8 protein-coding genes are annotated in these 18153 nt (G+C 63.7%); 6 read left to right on the top strand and 2 right to left on the bottom strand.

Annotation, left to right across the window (positions count from 1 at the left end):
- Positions 1-10: 10 nt before the first annotated feature.
- Both FFS21_RS18360 and FFS21_RS18355 read right to left on the bottom strand, forming a co-directional pair.
- Positions 11-5998 carry an alpha-2-macroglobulin family protein gene (locus tag FFS21_RS18360; RefSeq protein WP_137926210.1) on the bottom strand — a complete coding sequence of 1996 codons (5988 nt, stop codon included), beginning with the start codon at positions 5996-5998 and terminating at the stop codon, positions 11-13.
- 94 nt (positions 5999-6092) lie between these two features.
- Positions 6093-6572, bottom strand: a complete 480-nt coding sequence (locus FFS21_RS18355; RefSeq protein ID WP_137926209.1) for an Lrp/AsnC family transcriptional regulator — start codon at positions 6570-6572, stop codon at positions 6093-6095.
- Positions 6573-6709: 137 nt separating this feature from the next.
- Between FFS21_RS18355 and phhA the strand changes: the two genes are divergently transcribed.
- From phhA to FFS21_RS18325, 6 genes are all read left to right on the top strand, one after another.
- Positions 6710-7648 carry a phenylalanine 4-monooxygenase gene (phhA, locus tag FFS21_RS18350; RefSeq protein WP_137926208.1) on the top strand — a complete coding sequence of 313 codons (939 nt, stop codon included), beginning with the start codon at positions 6710-6712 and terminating at the stop codon, positions 7646-7648.
- 42 nt (positions 7649-7690) lie between these two features.
- Positions 7691-7990, top strand: a complete 300-nt coding sequence (locus tag FFS21_RS18345) for a 4a-hydroxytetrahydrobiopterin dehydratase (RefSeq protein ID WP_137926207.1) — start codon at positions 7691-7693, stop codon at positions 7988-7990.
- A gap of 254 nt (positions 7991-8244) precedes the next feature.
- The gene (locus FFS21_RS18340; RefSeq protein ID WP_137926245.1) at positions 8245-9909 is read left to right on the top strand and encodes a ShlB/FhaC/HecB family hemolysin secretion/activation protein; all 1665 of its coding nucleotides are present in this window, start codon (positions 8245-8247) and stop codon (positions 9907-9909) included.
- A gap of 35 nt (positions 9910-9944) precedes the next feature.
- Positions 9945-16805, top strand: a complete 6861-nt coding sequence (locus FFS21_RS18335) for a two-partner secretion domain-containing protein (RefSeq protein WP_137926206.1) — start codon at positions 9945-9947, stop codon at positions 16803-16805.
- The gene (locus tag FFS21_RS18330; RefSeq protein WP_137926205.1) at positions 16802-17320 is read left to right on the top strand and encodes a hypothetical protein; all 519 of its coding nucleotides are present in this window, start codon (positions 16802-16804) and stop codon (positions 17318-17320) included. Before FFS21_RS18335 ends, FFS21_RS18330 begins: the two co-directional genes overlap by 4 nt.
- A 347-nt stretch (positions 17321-17667) precedes the next feature.
- On the top strand, positions 17668-18069 hold the full coding sequence (locus FFS21_RS18325) for a hypothetical protein (RefSeq protein ID WP_137926204.1): 402 nt from the start codon (positions 17668-17670) through the stop codon (positions 18067-18069).
- Positions 18070-18153: the final 84 nt, after the last annotated feature.

The raw sequence follows: 18153 nt of genomic DNA, 5'->3' as shown, positions 1-18153 counted from the left end.
GTGATGAAGGTCACTTGCCAGCTCCTACAACGACCTTCTGGTTAGGCGTTTCGCCAAAGACATCGGGCGCGTACATGGCTTCCACACGCGATGGCGGCAATGCAAACTCGCCAACATTGTTCAGCCGCACCGTGTACTCCACCTGCAGCGCGCCCTTCGGCACATAGCTGAAATATTCGCGATACGCCTCGGTCGTGCGCTCGGTGAAGTCGGACCATGCCTTCTTCTCGTCGCGCGTGGCAATCACCGAATCACGGCCCAGGCCGCTGCCGAGGATCGTGGCGCCAGTGGGCACCGGATCGCTGACCACCACCCACGTCATGTCGGACTGTGCATCGATATCGAGCTTCACGCGGTATGTATCGCCGCGCGACCACTTGCCCGCCACCGCCTGCTCCACCGGTGTCACGGTGCGGCGCACACGATAGCCCGCCGAGACCGGTTCGGTCAGCGGCACCGCCGCCAGTGCGCGCACCGTGGCCCACGGACGGCCCGTGCCCTGCTGCTCCACCTGCAGCGCGCCGAGTGCGGGGTTGCCTGCGGACGTTGCCGGCCACGGCAGATCCACCGCGCCGCTGGCCACGCCTTCGGTCTGCTTCGCCTTGCTCCAGTCGAACGTACGCGTGGCATCGCCGAGCGTGGCGCGCGCCGTGCCCGCCACCGGTGTTTTCTCGTAGACCTGCGCGTAACGCTTGATCGCCAGCACGCCCCACGCATTGGCCGTGGTGGTCATCCATGCACCGCGCGTCTGGCGGCCGAGCAGGCCCGTCACAAGTTGCGGTACATCGTCCTTCCACGTGGGCAGCTCGGAAGCCAGCGCCAGCAGCTTGGCCGCGTTGACATCGCCGCCCTGCATCAGCCACCACCAGTTGTCGCTGCGTTCAGTAGAGAACACCAGCCGCGTGCCCTGCACTGTCAGGCGACTACGCAGCAGTTGCGTGGCATCGGCCATGCGCTTGTCGCGCTCGGGAACGTCCTGCATGCGGGAGAGAATCGAGAGCCAGTCGATCAGCGCCGCAGTCGGCCACTGGTCAGGCAGGATCTGGATCGAGCCGAGCATGCGCGCCTGTGCGCGGCCGCTACGCGACAACGCTTCGATGGCGGCGAGCTTGCGCACGTCGAGATCCATCGATGCCGAAGCCGGCGCCCAGCGCGGCGGGGTGATGCGTCCTTCCACGAACGCGATCAGTCCACGCTCCATCTGCTCGCGCTGCGCATCGGGAATGCGCATTGGCAGGCCAGCACGCGACGCCTCGTTGGCAATCGTCAGCAGATACGCGGTCAGCACCTCGCTGCCCGATTGCCCATCGCTGCGCAGCGGGAAGTAGGAAGCCAGCCCGTTGGTATCGAGATACGACGGCAGTTGCGCCATCAGTGCATCCCATGCCGATGCATCGGCCAGACCCAGGGACTTTGACGTACGTTGCTCCAGGCAACTGAACGGATAGTTGCGGAACCACTCGCGCACGCCCGGCATGCCACCTGCCAGCGACGATTGCAGCGAGACCTGCATGCCACCACGCAACCGGCCCGATGGATCGGCCAACGCGCCAGCAGGCGCCTGCACCGGCACGGACAGGTTCGGCGTGAGCTGCGCGAGCATCGCCTGCTGCACCGTCACCGGCACGGCGGGCACAATCTGCTGCGATACCTTGAGCTTGTCAGTGGCACCGCCGCCACCCTTCTCGGTAGCGGCAACTTCCCAGAGGATCGTGCCGCTGCGAGAGTACGCGAGCAGCGCAGGCGCGGTGATATCCCAGTTGACTTCGCGCGCTTCGCCCGCAGGAACCTGCACCGTTTGCGTAGGCAGCGTCTGCGCATCGACCAGCGTCGCGCGCGCCGTGGCCTCGACCGTCATCGCGCGCTGCGTGGTATTGCGCAGCGTGAACATCGCACGGTACTTGTCGTCCTCGCGCACCAGCAGCGGCAGGCCCGAAATCATCTGCAGGTCCTGCGTCGCGGCAATCGATGCACTACCCGTGCCGAAGCGGTTCACGCCGAGGTCCGCCACGGCCACGATGCGGAAGCTCGTCAGCGAATCATTGAGCGGCACCTCCAGCGTGGCCTTGCCTTCCGCGTCGAGCTGCACGCGCGGATTCCAGAGCAGCAGCGTGTCGAACAGTTCACGCGTCGGACTCTTGCCGCCGCCACCACCGGCCGGCACCGCCTTGCGGCCATAGTGGCGTCGTCCGATGATTTCCATCTGCGCCGTGGACGTTTCCACGCCATAGCTACGCCGCTGCACCATCGCATCGAGCAGGTTCCAGCTACCGTTCGGCATCAGTTCGAGCAGCGCCTGATCCACGGCGGCCAGCGCCACTTCGCCATTCGCTGCGGGCTTGCCATCGGGCAGCTTGACCTGCACCACCACGCGCGCCTTGCCGCGCACCGGATACGTCGCCTTGTCAGGCGTCACCGAAACATCGAGGCGATACGCTTCACTGCCCACGCGGATCTCCGCGAGGCCCAAGCGGAAAGCCGGCTTCGACAGATCCACCAACGGCGACGGCGCCACATACTCCTTGCCCTCGCTGCGGAACGCACGCCACCAGTCCAGCGGCTGGCGCCAGCCCCACGAGAAGAACGAGTACCACGGCACTTCACGCAGGCGTCCGCGAATGCTCAGGACCGATACATACACGTTCGGTCCCCACTCCGGCTTCACCTTGAGCTTGATCGTCGGATCGCTGCCGTTGAGTTCGACGACCTGCGTTTCCAGGATGCCTTCGCGCTCGATGGCCACCAGTGCCGTCGCGCGGCGGAACGGCATGCGCACCTGGAACACGGCGGTGTCGCCGGGCGCATAGCTCTTCTTCTCGGGCAGTACATCCATGCGGTCGTGGTTCTCACCGCCGAACCAGAGTTCACCCTGGCGCGTCACCCACACCGTGGTGGCCGCCTGCGCCATGCGGCCATCGGCATCGCGCGCATTGGCAATCAGTTCGACTTCGCCGGCCTGCGAGAGCGCCACCTCGCAGCGCGCCCTGCCCTGCGCATCGGTGCGCGCTTCGCACACCACGCCGAGGTCCTTCGTCTCGCTACGGTTGTCGTAGCGGTAGAAGCCGCCCACTACACGCTTGCGCGCAGATGTGGTGATGCGGGCACGCGCCTTGATCTGCACGGGCGAGTCCGCAATCGGCTTGCCTTGCGTATCGACCACCACCGTCTGCACCGCCAGCTTCTGGCTGACCGATACCCAGCTTGCCGCGCGAATGCCCACCACCACGGCCGAGGGCCACAGCGAGACGTTCTGGCGCAGCGTCTGGATCTCGCCGTTCGGATCGGCAAAGCCGGCTTCGAGCACGAGGTCGCCCGGCGTGGTCACCTTCGGCAGATCCTTGATCGTGACCTTGCCGTTGCCGTCCTTGTCGAGCGTCATCGGCAGCTTGTCCGCCACGAGCTTCTCGCTCTCGCGTGCACTCTCGCTGTCCTGGTCTTCTTCCTCGTCGCCGCCGCTGCTGCTCGACTGCTGCTGCGCACGCGGCGGGTTGAACGAGAACTCGTCGTAGTCCGCAAAGTTCACGGACTTGCCGCGCAGCAGTGCGGAGACACGCACCGGCAGGCCCGCCGCACCACCACCGTTCAGGTAGTGGATCTCCACGCCCACCGGCACCTCGGTGGGCGCCACCAGTGCGTTGCCCTTGATCTTCGGGTCCTTGGTGATCGACAGCGAACCCGACATCACCGGCAGGCGGAACGCTTCCACACGGAAACTGCCGCTCTCCAGCGTGCGATTGTTCGTGTAGACCAGCGCCACGTCATAGACGCCGAGCTTGGCCGATGGCGGCACCTGGAACGTGTTCTCTGCACTACGCCCGCCCGTCGCGGTATTGCGCCACGCCAACGGCATCTCGTACTTCTGGCCGCTGCCCTGATGCGTGATCACCAGCGTCTCGGGCATGTCCTTCGGCAACGTAAAGCCCTGTGCGGTCTCGTTGCGGATCAGGTGCTTCATCGACACCGTCTCGCCAGCACGCACCAGCGTGCGATCGAAGATGGTGTGCGCGCGAACCGTCTGCTTGGTGCTCAGGTCCGTGGGCACGTTGAAGCGCCAGTTCTCGATGCCGCGCGTCCAGTCGGACATCACAAACGCCATGTCGGCCTTGCCACGCGCCTGCGGATGATCGGCGGCGATGCGTGCGGACACGAAGTAGCCATCCATGCCGTTGGCGCAGTCCTTGTGACGGCGATCCGGCAGCTTGGCAAAGCGCGCCACGCCCGTGGCATCGCTGACACCTTCGCCCAGCAGTTCGCCATCGCAGTTGCGCACTGCAAGCCTGGCATTGGCCACGGGCTTGCCATCGTCAAGCGTGGTGACCCACGCCATGCCGCTCATGTCACCTTCACCCTCACCGCGTGCGAGCTTGAAATGCACGCCGAGGTTGGTCACGAGCACGGCGGTCCGCACGTACATCGGCGCCTTCTTGCCGAGCAGCGCTTCACCCAGCATCGGCGACGCGATTTCCACGACGTGGAAGCCGGGCTCCGGCAACGGAATGCCCACCACTTCGAAGGGGCGCGGGTTGGTGTCGGTCGACTTGGGAATGGCGAGTGTCCTGGCGCCGTTCACGCCGTTGAGCAGCGACACCGCACGGGTTTCCACAGCCGGTGCATCGCGCGGGCTGCGCACGCTGTACGGCGCCTGGCCGGTGCGGATCGCTGCGATCTGCTCCTTGGTCCAGGTGTTCTCGTGCATGCGCTTGACCATGCCGAACCAGCGCAGGATGGCGCCGTCGTCATCGACCTTGAGCCGCGCCACGGTGCCAGCCTCGGCACGCACGGACAACGTGGGCAGGTCTGCCTCGACGTTGCGCAGCGTCACGGGCAGCAGCGGCGGAAAATCATTGGGCGACTTGCCGCGCGGCACATCGGCAAAGCGCTCCACCACGCCGAACGGTGCGGCAGCGAACTTGGCCAGCGGCGGCAACGTGGCCGTGGTCAGCTTGATCGGGAACAGGTCGGCATTGGCGAGCGCGCGGCCGCTTTCGTCCTTGAGATCCTTTGGCGCTTCAATCGTCAGACTGGCCTTCTCCGCGAACGGCCCCTTGAACTGCACCGACGAGACGGGTGCATCGGCAGCCTCGTCCGGATCGAAAGCGGGCTTCTGCGGACCCGATGGGCCTTTGAGCACGATGCCTTCGGCCAGCTTGCGTGGCACCGGCGACGAGAACGTGACCGTCATGGGCCGCAGCGGTGTGCAAGGTGCCTCGGCACGTTCGCGCTCGCAGGTGAAGCCCGCGGTAAAGGGTTCGCGCACGGTGAAGTCGAAGCGACGCGCCGCAGTGGTGGCCAGCCCCGATGGCGTGGCAATGCCGGCGTCGAGCACCAGTTGCATCCGCGCGCCGCCGGGCAGCCGCTGCTGGCAGGCCAGCAGGTGGATAGCGTCACCCTCGCGCTTGGCCACTTCCTTCCAGTGCAGCGCCTCGATGACGGTATCGCGATCCTTGCCGGTCAGCAGCCGCACGGGGATGCGCTCGCCAAGACCTTCGGCCTGGCACCACGCATGCTGGCGAATCGAGCCCGCAGTGGCCGCACCGTTGAAGCGCAGCGCAAAGACCTGGTCTTCCTCGACCTCACCGCCCGAGGGGCGGGCCGACACGACAATCGGGCCGCCCGTCTCGAACTTGTATTCGGTCTTGCCGGCGAAGTCCTTGCCGGCCACGCTCTTGAGTCCGCTGCTCATCCGTACCGTGCAGCGCACACCGGGCGGCAGGTCGCGTTCGAAGTCGTAGACCCAGTTCGTGGCGTTGACCCAGCGGCCGGAGCCGCCCACGCTGCCGCCTGTGCAGGAGACCGCGGCAGGCGGAGCGGCCTTGAGGTCGCCCATCGGCACCATTGGCTCGTCAAAGCGGATCGCCACCTGGCGGACCTGCGGGTTCACCCCTTCGGGCGAAAAGCGCGTGACCTGCGCCGCCGTGGCGGCCGGCGACCACGCCAGCGCACTCAATACCAGACCTGCGGCGGTGGCGCGTGCCACCGTGGCGATCTTCCCGATCATGCTGACTTCTCCGGATTTTTGGCTCCGGGCGAGGGTGACACGCGCCGATGCCAAGCGCAAGCCTCGGCACATTTCGGCAGAACTACATTCCGGGTCAGCGCAGATGCGACAGCGGCAACGCCCCCTCACGCTTGAGGGCCGTCAGGACGATATTCGAACGCACGCTTTCCACACCGGGCACGCGCATGAGCCGTTTCATCGTGAATTCGGCCAGCGTGGGCAGGTCCGGCACCACCACGCGTACCAGGTAGTCAGCCTCGCCGGCCACGGTGTAGCACTCCTGCACTTCTTCAAGCAGCAGGATTTCCTCCTTGAACCGCTCGATGATCGTGTCGCCATGGTGGGCCAGCTTCACACTGATGAAGACCAGCACCCCCAGCCCCAGCGCCTGTGGCGACAGGTTGACCCGATAGCCGGTGATCACGCCATCGGCTTCCAGCTTCGCGAGCCGCCGCCCGACCTGGCTGGGCGATAGGTGGACGCGCTCGGCCAGTTGCTGGTGGGTGGAGCGTCCGTCGCTCTGCAGCGCCGTGAGAAGCGCCAGGTCGTAGGGGTCGAGGTCGGTGGGGCTCATGGCGCGCAGGAATTCCGCATGACGAATCGAAGATGTGCGGATTATATGCATCGACATCGCAAAAATCACTGCTTTTGCGGCCAGTCCGCGCGCTTGCATGGCTAGACTATGCGTAAAACCCGCATCGGAGACACCCCATGAACCTTTCGGCCGCCACGACCGAAGCCGCAACGGAAGCCAGCTTTGCCGGCACGATGACCGCGAAGCTCCAGGAACAGTTCGAAGCCGGCCTGCTGTCCGGCCAGGAACTGCGCGCCGACTTCACCATCGCCCAGCCGGTCCACCGCTATACCGAGACCGACCATGCGATCTGGCGCAAGCTGTACGACCGCCAGGCGTCGATGCTGCAAGGCCGTGTCTGCGACGAGTTCCTGCAGGGTCTGGCCACACTCGGCATGGAACGCGACCGTGTGCCCGAGTTCGATCAGTTGAACGAGATGCTGATGCGCGCCACGGGCTGGCAGGTAGTGGCAGTGCCGGGACTGGTGCCGGATGAAGTGTTCTTCGATCACCTGGCCAATCGCCGCTTTCCGGCAAGCTGGTGGATGCGCAAGCCGGAGCAGCTCGACTACCTGCAGGAGCCGGACTGCTTTCACGACGTGTTCGGTCATGTGCCGCTGCTGATCAACCCGGTGTTCGCGGACTACATGGAAGCCTACGGCAAGGGTGGCCTCAAGGCCGCGCGGCTGGGTGCGCTCGACATGCTGTCGCGCCTGTACTGGTACACCGTGGAATTCGGCCTGATCCAGACGCGGGACGGTCTGCGCATTTTCGGCGCGGGCATCCTGTCGAGCCAGGGCGAATCGATCTACAGCCTCGACTCCGCCAGCCCGAACCGCATCGGTTTCGACCTGCACCGCATCATGCGCACGCGCTATCGCATCGACACGTTCCAGAAGACGTACTTCGTGATCGACGATTTCGAACAACTGTTCGATGCCACGCGTCCGGATTTCACATCGCTGTACGCCGAACTGCGCGCGCTGCCGACGCTGGGCGCCGGTGACATCGCAGAAGGCGATCAAGTGATCCAGGTGGGCAACCGCGAAGGCTGGGCCGATAGCGACGACATCTGAACCGCCGTACCATCGTCTTTTATCCTTTTGATCGAGCCCGACATGACACCCCTTTCCCAAGAGGCACGCAAGCCTCTGCTCGCTACCCTGCCCGGCTGGACCCCGGTCAAGGACCGCGACGCCATCCAGAAATCGTTCAGCTTCGCGGACTTCAACGCCGCGTTCGGCTTCATGACCCGCGTGGCCCTGCGCGCCGACAAGGTGGATCACCACCCCGAGTGGTTCAACGTGTACAACCGTGTTGACATCACGCTGTCCACCCACGACGCCAACGGCCTGACGCAGCGTGACATCGACCTTGCGCAGTTCATCGAGAAGGCTGCTGCGGGGCTGGTGCGGTAGACGATCTGCAACAATCGCGACTTTCGTAAAGCTGCGATTTTCACCGTTCCCTTGTCTCGATATCGTCGCGCTCCTGATCCGGCGTGTGACGATTCCGTGGATGCAACGTCCACGGTCTGAACTGATTCCTGTATGTCGCGCCGATCCTCTTTCGGAGCGAGTCGGTGCGGGACAACGGGAACGGTCGGAAACATCTTCTACAAAATGCAGGGCGTTTGGCGATAGGTACTCTGCTCGCCCTGCCCCTGCTTGCCATGGCGCAGACTGCGCCTACCCTTCCCCAACGCGACACCCAGGAACAACTGCGGCAGCAGGAGCGCGAGCGCGCCCTGCGTGAGCGCGAGGAAGTCTCACCCGACGCCAGACTGGAAGCACCTGCGGTTGCCGCTTCCGAACGAATTCCGGAAAACGAATCGCCCTGCTTCCGGATCGACCGCATCACGCTGACAGGTGATGCGGCAGAGCGATTCCACTGGGCTGCGAATGCGGCCAACGCATCGGATGTTTCCGACGATCCCGCCATCGGCCGATGCCTGGGGTCGCAAGGCATCAACGTTGTCATGGCCCGTGTGCAGGACGCCATCGTCCGCAAGGGCTACGTCACCACGCGCGTACTGGCTGCGCCACAGGATCTGAAGACGGGCACGCTGACGCTGACCGTTATCCCCGGCCGCATCCGCGACATCCGCTTCAGCGAGGATTCCAGCACGCGCGCGACGCTATGGAATGCGATGCCCGCGCATCCGGGTGACATCCTGAACCTGCGCGATATCGAACAGGCGCTGGAGAACTTCAAGCGTGTACCCACGGCCGAGGCCGATATCCAGATCACGCCCGCCGAAGGCCCTGACGCGCAGCCCGGGGAGAGCGATCTCGTCATCCGCTGGCATCAAGGCATGCCGTTCCGCATCAGCGCCACAGTGGACGACTCGGGCAGCAAGCAGACCGGCAAGTACCAGGGCAACGTCACGGTGTCGTTCGATCACTGGTGGACACTGAACGATCTCTTCTACGCGAGCCTGAATCACGACCTGGGCGGCGGCGGTGCAGGCAGCAACGGCACGCGTGGCTACACGGTCCATTATTCGGTTCCCTATGACCGCTGGCTGCTCGGCATCACTGCCAGCGGCAACCAGTATCACCAGACCGTATTCGGCTACAGCCAGAACTATCGCTACAGCGGCGAAAGCCGTAACGCCGATCTCCGCCTGTCTCGGCTGCTGTATCGCGATGCCTCGCGCAAGACCACCGCCTACGCGCGCGGCTGGGCGCGTGGCTCCGGCAACTACATCGACGACACCGAGGTGCGGAACCAGCGCCGCCGCACGGCGGGCTGGGAACTCGGCCTCGCACATCGCGAGTTCCTCGGGCATGCATCGCTCGACACCAACCTCGCCTATCGACGCGGCACCGGCGCGATGGCCTCGCTGCGCGCCCCCGAGGAACGGTTCGATGAAGGCACGTCACGTCCGGAAATCCTGCTTGCCGACGCACAACTGACCGTGCCCTTCGTGCTGGCCGCACAGCGCCTGCGTTACACGGGCGCCGTACGTGGCCAGTGGAACTTCACGCCGCTGGTGCCGCAGGACCGCTTCTCCATCGGCAACCGCTACACGGTGCGCGGCTTCGATGGGGAATCCACGCTGATCGGCGACCGGGGATGGTTCGTGCGCAACGAGCTGGCCCTCTCGCTGGCCGGGAGGGGATTCGAACTGTATGCCGGTGCGGACTACGGGCAGGTCAATGGACGCAGCGCGGCGTACCTCGTGGGCACGCAACTGGCCGGTGCCGTGATGGGCATGCGTGGTGGGTATCGCGGCCTCCATGCCGATCTCTTCATCGGCAAGCCCCTCTACAAGCCAACCGGCTTTGTCACCGCCAGCACGACGGCGGGCTTCAACGTGAGCTGGTCGTACTGAACCGCCACGCGCATTCCTTTCTCGGAAATGGGTCAATGAACAAGCGTCTGTACCGCATCGTCTTCGTGCTCGGCCAGGTCTCACTGGTCACCACTGCCACCGCACAGATCGTCGCGGACCCAAACGCACCGGGCCAGCAGCGGCCCACGGTCCTGACCGCGCCCAATGGCACGCCGCTGGTCAACATCCAGACCCCGAGCGCGGCCGGCGTGTCGCGCAACGCTTACAGCCAGTTCGATGTGCAGGAACGGGGCGCCATCCTGAACAACGCCCGCCAGAACGCGCAGACGCAACTGGGCGGATGGGTGCAAGGCAATCCGTGGCTCTCGGGCGGCACGGCACGCGTGATTCTCAACGAAGTGAACAGCAGCAACCCCAGCCAGTTGCGCGGCTACACGGAAGTGGCCGGTGACCGCGCGCAAATCGTGATCGCCAACCCGGCGGGCATCACGTGCGATGGCTGCGGCTTCCTGAACGCCAATCGTGTGACGATGACCACTGGCACGCCCATCGTCAACGGCGGGAGCCTGGAAGGCTATCGCGTACGTGGAGGCGGCATCGACATCACGGGCGCCGGCCTGGATGCCAGCCGCGTGGGCTATACCGATCTCCTTGCGCGTGCCGTGCGCGTCAATGCCGGCATCTGGGCAGAGGACTTGAAGGTTGCGACAGGTGCGCACGATGCCGATGCCACGTTGGCCTCGATCACACCGGCGAGCGGTTCTGGTTCGGCACCGGCCTACGCACTCGATGTCAGCGCGCTCGGCGGCATGTACGCGGGAAAGATCGCACTGATCGGCACGGAACACGGCGTTGGCATGCGCAATGTCGGGCATATCGGCGCACAGGCGGGCGAACTGTCGGTGACCAGCGATGGCCGGTTGGAGAACACCGGTGTCCTGCAAGCGATGAGCGATGCGCGCATTGCCGCGGTGGGCGTGCGCAATGCCGGCACGATGATGGCCGGCGCCACGCTGGCAGTCACCGTCGGTGAAGCCATCGACAACCGGGGCGGTGCCCTGTACGCGGCCGACAACGTCGAGCTACGTGGCAGCACCGTTGCAAACGGTGACGATGGCTTCGTCGCGTCGTCTCGCGGCAGCATCGACATCGCCACGCAACATGCCGTCGACAACGCAGGCGGCACGCTACAGGCCGCAAAGGGACGACTCGGCATCTCGGCATCGACGCTGCACAACGTGGAAGGTTCGGTGCTCGGCGCGGATGTCGATATCGATACGCGCAGTGGAGAACTCGGCAATACCGCTGGCAGGATCGCCGCGCTCGATGGAGCGCTCGATATCCGCAGTGGCGCGCTCGACAACAACGCTGGGTTGCTGCAGGCATCCGTGGCACTGCATGTCGATACTTCGGGACAGGGGCTGACCAATGACCTCGACGGCCACATCGGCAGCGCCGGAAGCCTTTCAATCGCGGCTGGATATCTCGAGAACGCAGGCACGATCGTCGCCGATGGGCGCGCGGACATCGACACCGACTGGATAGGGAACAAGGGCACGGTACAGGCGCATGGACTGGTGTTGCGTACGACGTACATCGACAACCTGCTGGCCGGGGTGATCGAGGGTGGCACGACCACCATCGTGGCGCGCAACACACTCTTCAATGAAGGCCTGATCGATGGCGGCTTCACGCGTGTGGAGTCCGACTATCTATACAACTTCGGCTCAGCCCGGCTCTACAGTGACCGACTGGCCATCCAGGCGAGACAGCTGTTCAATAACAAGCATGTCGACGACGACAAGGCCAGCACCCCCACCATCGCCGCGCGCGAGCAACTCGATATCGGCGCAGGCGAGATCATCAATCGCGACCAGGGGCTGATCTTCAGCGGGGGCACGCTCAACATCGGCGGCGCGCTCGACGAGGATGGCTACGCCACAGGACGCGCCGACTACCTCAGCAATACCAGCGCCACGATCGAATCGCTCGGTGACATGTCGCTCGCCACGGAGTCGCTGCGCAACACCGACCACAGTTTCCGTACCGAGCGGGTACAGGTGGGCGATTCCGTCCGCAGACAAACTGTCCAGCCGCAGAACGATCCGAACCAGTACGACCTCGACACGCTGCAATGGGAATCATGGAGCCGTGCAGGCCGCTATCGCGGCAAGGCCGACGCCGACTCCGCCATCGCCGGGCAGCCCATCCAGAACTACACGGACTACGACTTCACCGAAACGCGCTCTGTCGACCGCGTGACACAGAGCACACCGGCCATCATTCGCGCGGGCGGGTCGATCGATATCGATGGCGAGGACCTGCTCAACGCCTACAGTCAGATCATGGCCGGCGGCGCGCTGACTGGGGAGGCGGACAAGATCGAGAACCGCGATGCCGTGGGTTACGAGGTGATCCGGCGCGTTGGCACCAGCCAGTACACATATGGGCGATGGCGCGGCGGCGTGCGGCGCTACACCACTCGCGAGCGAGATCCCAGGATTGCTTACACGCCCGCCGACGAGTATCGCGCGTTCGACCTGGGCCTGGCGGTCATACGTGCAAACCACCAGGGAGAGGACAGCGGCAACGGCATCGAGGGCCGCCGTGCGAATGGCGACACCCGTGTACGCCTTATCGACATCGCCACGACCGGCAGCGACGATCCATCAACAGTCCGCACCATCGACTTCCGCCCCGAGATTCCGTCGGGCAGCCTGTTCCGCCCAGGCAGCGGCACCCACCTGATCGAAACCGATGCGCGATTCACCGACTATCGGCAATGGCTATCATCGGACTCCATGCTCGATCAACTCGGCATCGATCCCGAGATGATCGAGAAACGTCTGGGCGACGGCTTCTACGAACAGCAGCTCGTGCGCGAACAGATCGGGCAGTTGACCGGCCGACGCTTCCTCGACGGATACCGCAGCGACGAAGCGCAATACCGCGCGCTGCTCGCCAATGGCGTCACGGTGGCGCGCGACATGCAATTGCGTCCCGGCGTCGCGCTCACCGCTGCGCAGATTGCACAACTCACAAGCGACATCGTGTGGCTCGTCGAGCAACGCGTCACGCTACCCGATGGCACCACTGCCACCGCACTCGTGCCGCAGGTCTACGTCCGCACGAAACCGGGCGATCTCAAGGGCGACGGCACGCTCATCGCCGCCAACGTGGTCGACCTGTCGCTGCGTGGCGATCTCTCCAATACGGGCACCATCGCCGGGCGCCGCGCCATCCGGCTCGTTGCGGAGAACGTGCAGAACCTCGGCGGCCGCATCACGGGCGACGCGGTCGGGGTGCAGGCGCGTGAGGATATCGAGAACACGGGCGGGACGATCGATGCAGGCTCTGCGCTGCGGGTTGTGGCTGCGCGTGACCTGCGGCTGGCCTCCACCACTCGCAGCAGCGAGACACAGTCGGGCCAGAACACGTTCAGCCGTACCAACGTGGATCGTGTGGCGGGTCTCTACGTCAGCAAGCCAGGTGCCACGCTCACGGCGCTGGCGGGCCGAGACATGGTGCTCGACGGTGCACAGATCTCGAACACGGGCAAGGCAGGCAAGACCGTCATCGCAGCAGGCCGCGACCTGACGCTTGGCACCGTTCGCGTTGGCGTGCAGGAAGACAACGTGCGCAACGCGGGCAACGCCCTGCGTCAAGGAAGCACGCAGGAGATCGGCACATCGATCCGCACGAACGGCGACGTCACCCTCTCGGCGGAACGCGACCTCCGCGCGCGCGCCGCGCAGGTGACGAGCGATGCGGGCGCGCTGCTGGCGGTGGCGGGTCGCAACACCACGCTCACGGCTGGCGAGAACACCAGCAACTGGAGCGAAGACCGCGATCAACAGCGCAGCGGTCTGCTCGGATCGTCTCGCACCACCACGCGCGACAGCCTGCGCGAGACAACGTCGCTGGCCACCACGTTCAGCGGCAGCACCGTCGAGCTTCATGCGGGTCAGAACATCGACATCACAGGCAGCAATGTCGTCTCCGATCTCGGCACCAGGGTCGTGGCCAGGGGCACGCTCTCGATCGAGGCAGCGCAGAACACCACCACCGAGAGCCACTTCAAGGAAACGAAGAAGAGCGGCTTCCTCTACAGCGGCGGCACGGCGTTCACCATTGGCACGCAGCAGCAGAACAACGACGCACGCAGCACCCGGACTACGGCAGCGGCGTCCACCATTGGCGTGACCCAAGGCGATGTCACGCTGATTGCCGGCGACGCCTATCGGCAAACAGGCAGCCATGTGGTGGCGCCCAAGGGCGACATCGGCATCTTCGCCAGGAAAGGCGAGATCGTGGAGGCGCGCGAGGCGAGCCAGAGCACCGAGGAAAGCCGCTTCCGGCAATCGGGGCTGACCATGGCGGTGACCGCTCCTGCCATCGCGCTCATCGAAACCGCGCAGCAGATGAAGCGCGCAGGCGGCAATACCTCGGACACCCGCATGCAGGCACTGGCCGGCGCCACGACCGCACTGGCAGCGAAGAATGCGGCCGATGCCGTGATGGCCGATCCGAGCAGCGGTGGCGGTGTTGGGCTCTCGATCACGGTGGGCAGCAGCCAGAACCAGAGCCGCACCACCAATCGGGCGGATGTGGCAGCGCGCTCGACCGTCGCGGCAGGCGGCAACGTGCGCATCATGGCGACGGGCAACGGCCAGGATTCGGAACTGACGATTCGCGGCGCAGAGGTACGCGCGGGAGAGGACCTCCATTTGAAGGCCGAGGGCAAGGTGCACTTGCTGGGCGCAGAAAACGTATCGGACATGCGCCGGCAGAGCAAGAGTTCCAACGTCGGCATGGGGGTCGGGTTTCAGGCAGGCCAGGGCGGCACATCGTTCGGCGTGACGGCCAGCGCGAGTGGCTCGCGCGGCAAGGGCGAAGGCACTGATCGCACGTGGACCCATTCGCGGGTCGATGCCGGCCAGACACTCAAGATCGAATCGGGCGGCGATACGGAGCTGAATGGTGCCGTGGCCCGCGGCCGGATGATCGATGCGGACATCGGCGGCCATCTCCAGATCGGCAGCCTGCAGGACATCCACGACTACAGGAGCAAGGACCAGAGCGCGGGTGGCAGCGTCACGGTGGGTGGCGGCTTCTCCGGCAGCGCGAACATCGGGCAGCAGAAGATCGACGGCCGCTATGCCAGCGTGACCGAGCAATCGGGCCTGAAGGCGGGCGACGGCGGATTCAACATCCGCGTGAAGGGCAACACATCGCTCGATGGCGGCGTGATCACCTCGACGCGCAAGGCAGCGGAAGAAAAACTAAACCGCCTCGACACCCGCACGCTGACCACCGGCGACATCGACAACAAGGCGAGCTACACGGCCAGCAGCGTCAGCATCGGCGGCGGGTTCGCGTCGAAGGGGAGCAGCAAGCAAACAGGCGGCGACGATGGGAGCACTCCGGGGAGCACTGCAGGCGGCGTCGACACAGTCGGCACGAACCAGCAGGGGCAAGCCGCCACGGGCGGCGACAAGGTGCCGGGCAGCAGCCTGCCATCGATGGGCGGATTCAGCGCCGCGCCACCCGTGGCCATCGGCGCCAAAGGCAAGTCGAGCAGTACCACGCACAGCGGCATCAGCGACGCCGCCATCACCATTCGCGATACCGAGGCGCAGCAGGCGCTGACAGGCAAATCGGCTGACGACACGCTGGCCGAACTGAACCGCGATGTCTCCAGCGAAGTCGACGGCAGCAACGCGCTCAAGCCAATCTTCAACGAGAAGGAGATCAAAGCCGGCTTCGAGATCGTCGGCGCTTTGCAGCGGGAGACGGGGGCGTTTTTGAATAATCGGGCGAAGGAGGCCGATGCCATCAAGCTCGCGCGCGACAAGGAGACCGACCCTGCGCGTCGCGCAGAACTCGACCAGCAATACGAAGACGCCGCCAAGTGGGGACCAGGCGGCACGTATCGACGCATCACCACGGCACTGACCGCAGCCGCAGGCGGCAACGTCACCGGATCAACCACGCAGTTCGTGCAAGGTGCAGCAGTCGGCTATCTGCAAGGACTGGGCGCCACGGGCGTCAAACAGATCGCCGCCGGCATCGGCGACGGCACCCCGGGCGCCGAATCCGCACGCGCCGCCCTGCACGCCATCGTCGGCTGCGCAGGCGCGGCAGCCGCAAGCCAGTCATGCAGTGCTGGCGCGATGGGCGCAGCGACCAGCTCGGTCGTTGGCTCGCTGATGGCACCCGCTGATGGTCTGACGAACGAACAGAAGCAAGCCCGCCTCGATGCGATGCGCAGCCTCGTGGCGGGCATCGCCAGCGTCGGCGACATCGACGCCGGCACTGCGGCCAATGCGGCGACGATCGAAGGGGAGAACAATCAGTTCGCGCCGCGTCCGAATCCACAGAACAACGGCGGCATAGTTGGCGGCGGCGGAAAAACAGGGCAGCCCCTCGATCCTTTCAAAACCCCAGCCCGGCCCGCCGATCCGGGCGAAGCCACGGTCATGGGGCAGCCCGACAAGTCGGGCGCCAACGGCGCCAAAGTGCTGATCCAGCCGGTTTGGGATCTGCTGGAAGACGGGGTAGAGCGGGTCAAGAACCCGCTCTATATTCCGCTGAAGGTGGTGGAGGGGTTGGGGGCGATATTTAGTGAGGGCAAATCGGGGCAAGATGCACCTCGATATGCGCCTACCGAAAAGCACGCTCGTGGTGGTTGGGGAACACCGATGGATCTGGACGACCGCACTGCCCAGGAAGTCTTGAACAATTCGATCCAGGATGGAAAGCAACGATATGGAATTAAGGATGGAAAAATTTATGAGTTTCAACCCGACAATGTCGGCGGCTGGCATGGTTATCCCATCCCTGGCAAGGAAACTTCGGCCGATGTCCTGAGGGAATTCGTTCGTCGAGGGGACCTCAGCAAATCACAGTACGGAAAATCCAGGAAAGGAAAATGATAAATAAACTACGCTTGAATTTCGATGCCATCCTTGGTGCATCCCCGAAGCAACTTGGTTTCAATGAGGATGCACAACTCGGGTCGGTGCAGTTGGCAATAGTGATGCCATCGCGTCATGAACCCGTGGAGGTAATGACAGTAAATTGGGATATTTGCGCGCCCCTGACATGGCTTAGAGAAAACAAGAAATATCTGCTGGACGAAGATATACCGCCATTCATTGAATGGGGAGGGTCAATACATCATTCCATTGAAAAATTCTGGGACAGAGAGGATTTCAGCGACGCCGAGGAAGATCAGAACTTCAACTATAGGAAGCGACATGAACTCTGCTTCGCCTTTCGGGGCATCCAAATCCCTACCATCTACATCGGGAAGGGGATAGACGGCTGGGAAGTATCAGGCGTGCGTGAAGAAACGCAATTTTTTTACCGTGTCGATCTGCCCGAATTTTTTGATGATTTGGATAAGAAATTTCCGTCTACCGAAGATGACCAAAAAATTAATTATTAAGGTAGGTTCATAAGATATGAGTAATAATAATGAAATGCAGAATAAATACCGATCGACATCCACGATTATTAACATTTGACGATGCGTTTTCGGAGCATGGCCTTCGCACGATCAAGGGCGGTGGCTATGCGGACCTATCAATCGGACTTGTAGAATGGTTGTCGGATGTCACTTTTCGAGACAACAAACTACATCATTTTTCGCTGTGCGTTGACGATGCCTGGAAATGTATCTCAAATCTCAGTCCCAATATGAGATTCTGGTTAGTGGGCGGCGATCTTAGTTGGCGACCAAACGATCGCATCGCTAGATACAAGCGACCGACTAGAGATCCTGAGATTCAGAGAATGCTCAGCGGAAACCCAGATGATGTAATCGAGCTACTACTGGAAAAGCAAAACGGCTTGAAATACTCGCTCGCCGTTCGAATACAGTATGAAAAGATTCGAGAAATGATTTCATTTTTTTACCAATCCAATTTCTCGTTCCTGGTTGCTACGAACTCATCACCCGATTGGTATAACGTGCTGGGGAAGGGAATCCCGTCGAAGGACTGTTGGAGCAGATGCGATGAGTTCGCTGCGACCATCATCAGAGCAGGAGGCTTCGTAATACGACGGGTTGGTTTTTTTGATGATCTTGAAATTGGGGTGCAGGCGCTAGCCCCGTCGGGCTTAGTCCAACAAGTTCGCGCCAATGCAGAAAAGTCTGGACATATCCGGACTGCCCCATCGAAGACGTCCATGTGATAGATCGTTACCAGATCAACTAAGTCGCCGTTCCTAGATCCAAAGAGGCAGTTCACCACGTCCAGCTTCACTGCCCTCCCCATC

The organism is Cupriavidus sp. 2SB, assembly GCF_005503625.1.
Taxonomy (GTDB): Bacteria; Pseudomonadota; Gammaproteobacteria; order Burkholderiales; family Burkholderiaceae; genus Cupriavidus.
This window is presented reverse-complemented; position numbering and strand designations above follow the sequence as displayed.

Coding starts and splice junctions, on each gene's coding strand:
- FFS21_RS18360 (WP_137926210.1), bottom strand. CDS start 5,998: ATGATCGGGAAGATCGCCACGGTGGCACGCGCCACCGCCGCAGGTCTG.
- FFS21_RS18345 (WP_137926207.1), top strand. CDS start 7,691: ATGACACCCCTTTCCCAAGAGGCACGCAAGCCTCTGCTCGCTACCCTG.
- phhA (WP_137926208.1), top strand. CDS start 6,710: ATGAACCTTTCGGCCGCCACGACCGAAGCCGCAACGGAAGCCAGCTTT.
- FFS21_RS18330 (WP_137926205.1), top strand. CDS start 16,802: ATGATAAATAAACTACGCTTGAATTTCGATGCCATCCTTGGTGCATCC.
- FFS21_RS18355 (WP_137926209.1), bottom strand. CDS start 6,572: ATGAGCCCCACCGACCTCGACCCCTACGACCTGGCGCTTCTCACGGCG.
- FFS21_RS18325 (WP_137926204.1), top strand. CDS start 17,668: ATGCTCAGCGGAAACCCAGATGATGTAATCGAGCTACTACTGGAAAAG.
- FFS21_RS18340 (WP_137926245.1), top strand. CDS start 8,245: ATGGCGCAGACTGCGCCTACCCTTCCCCAACGCGACACCCAGGAACAA.
- FFS21_RS18335 (WP_137926206.1), top strand. CDS start 9,945: ATGAACAAGCGTCTGTACCGCATCGTCTTCGTGCTCGGCCAGGTCTCA.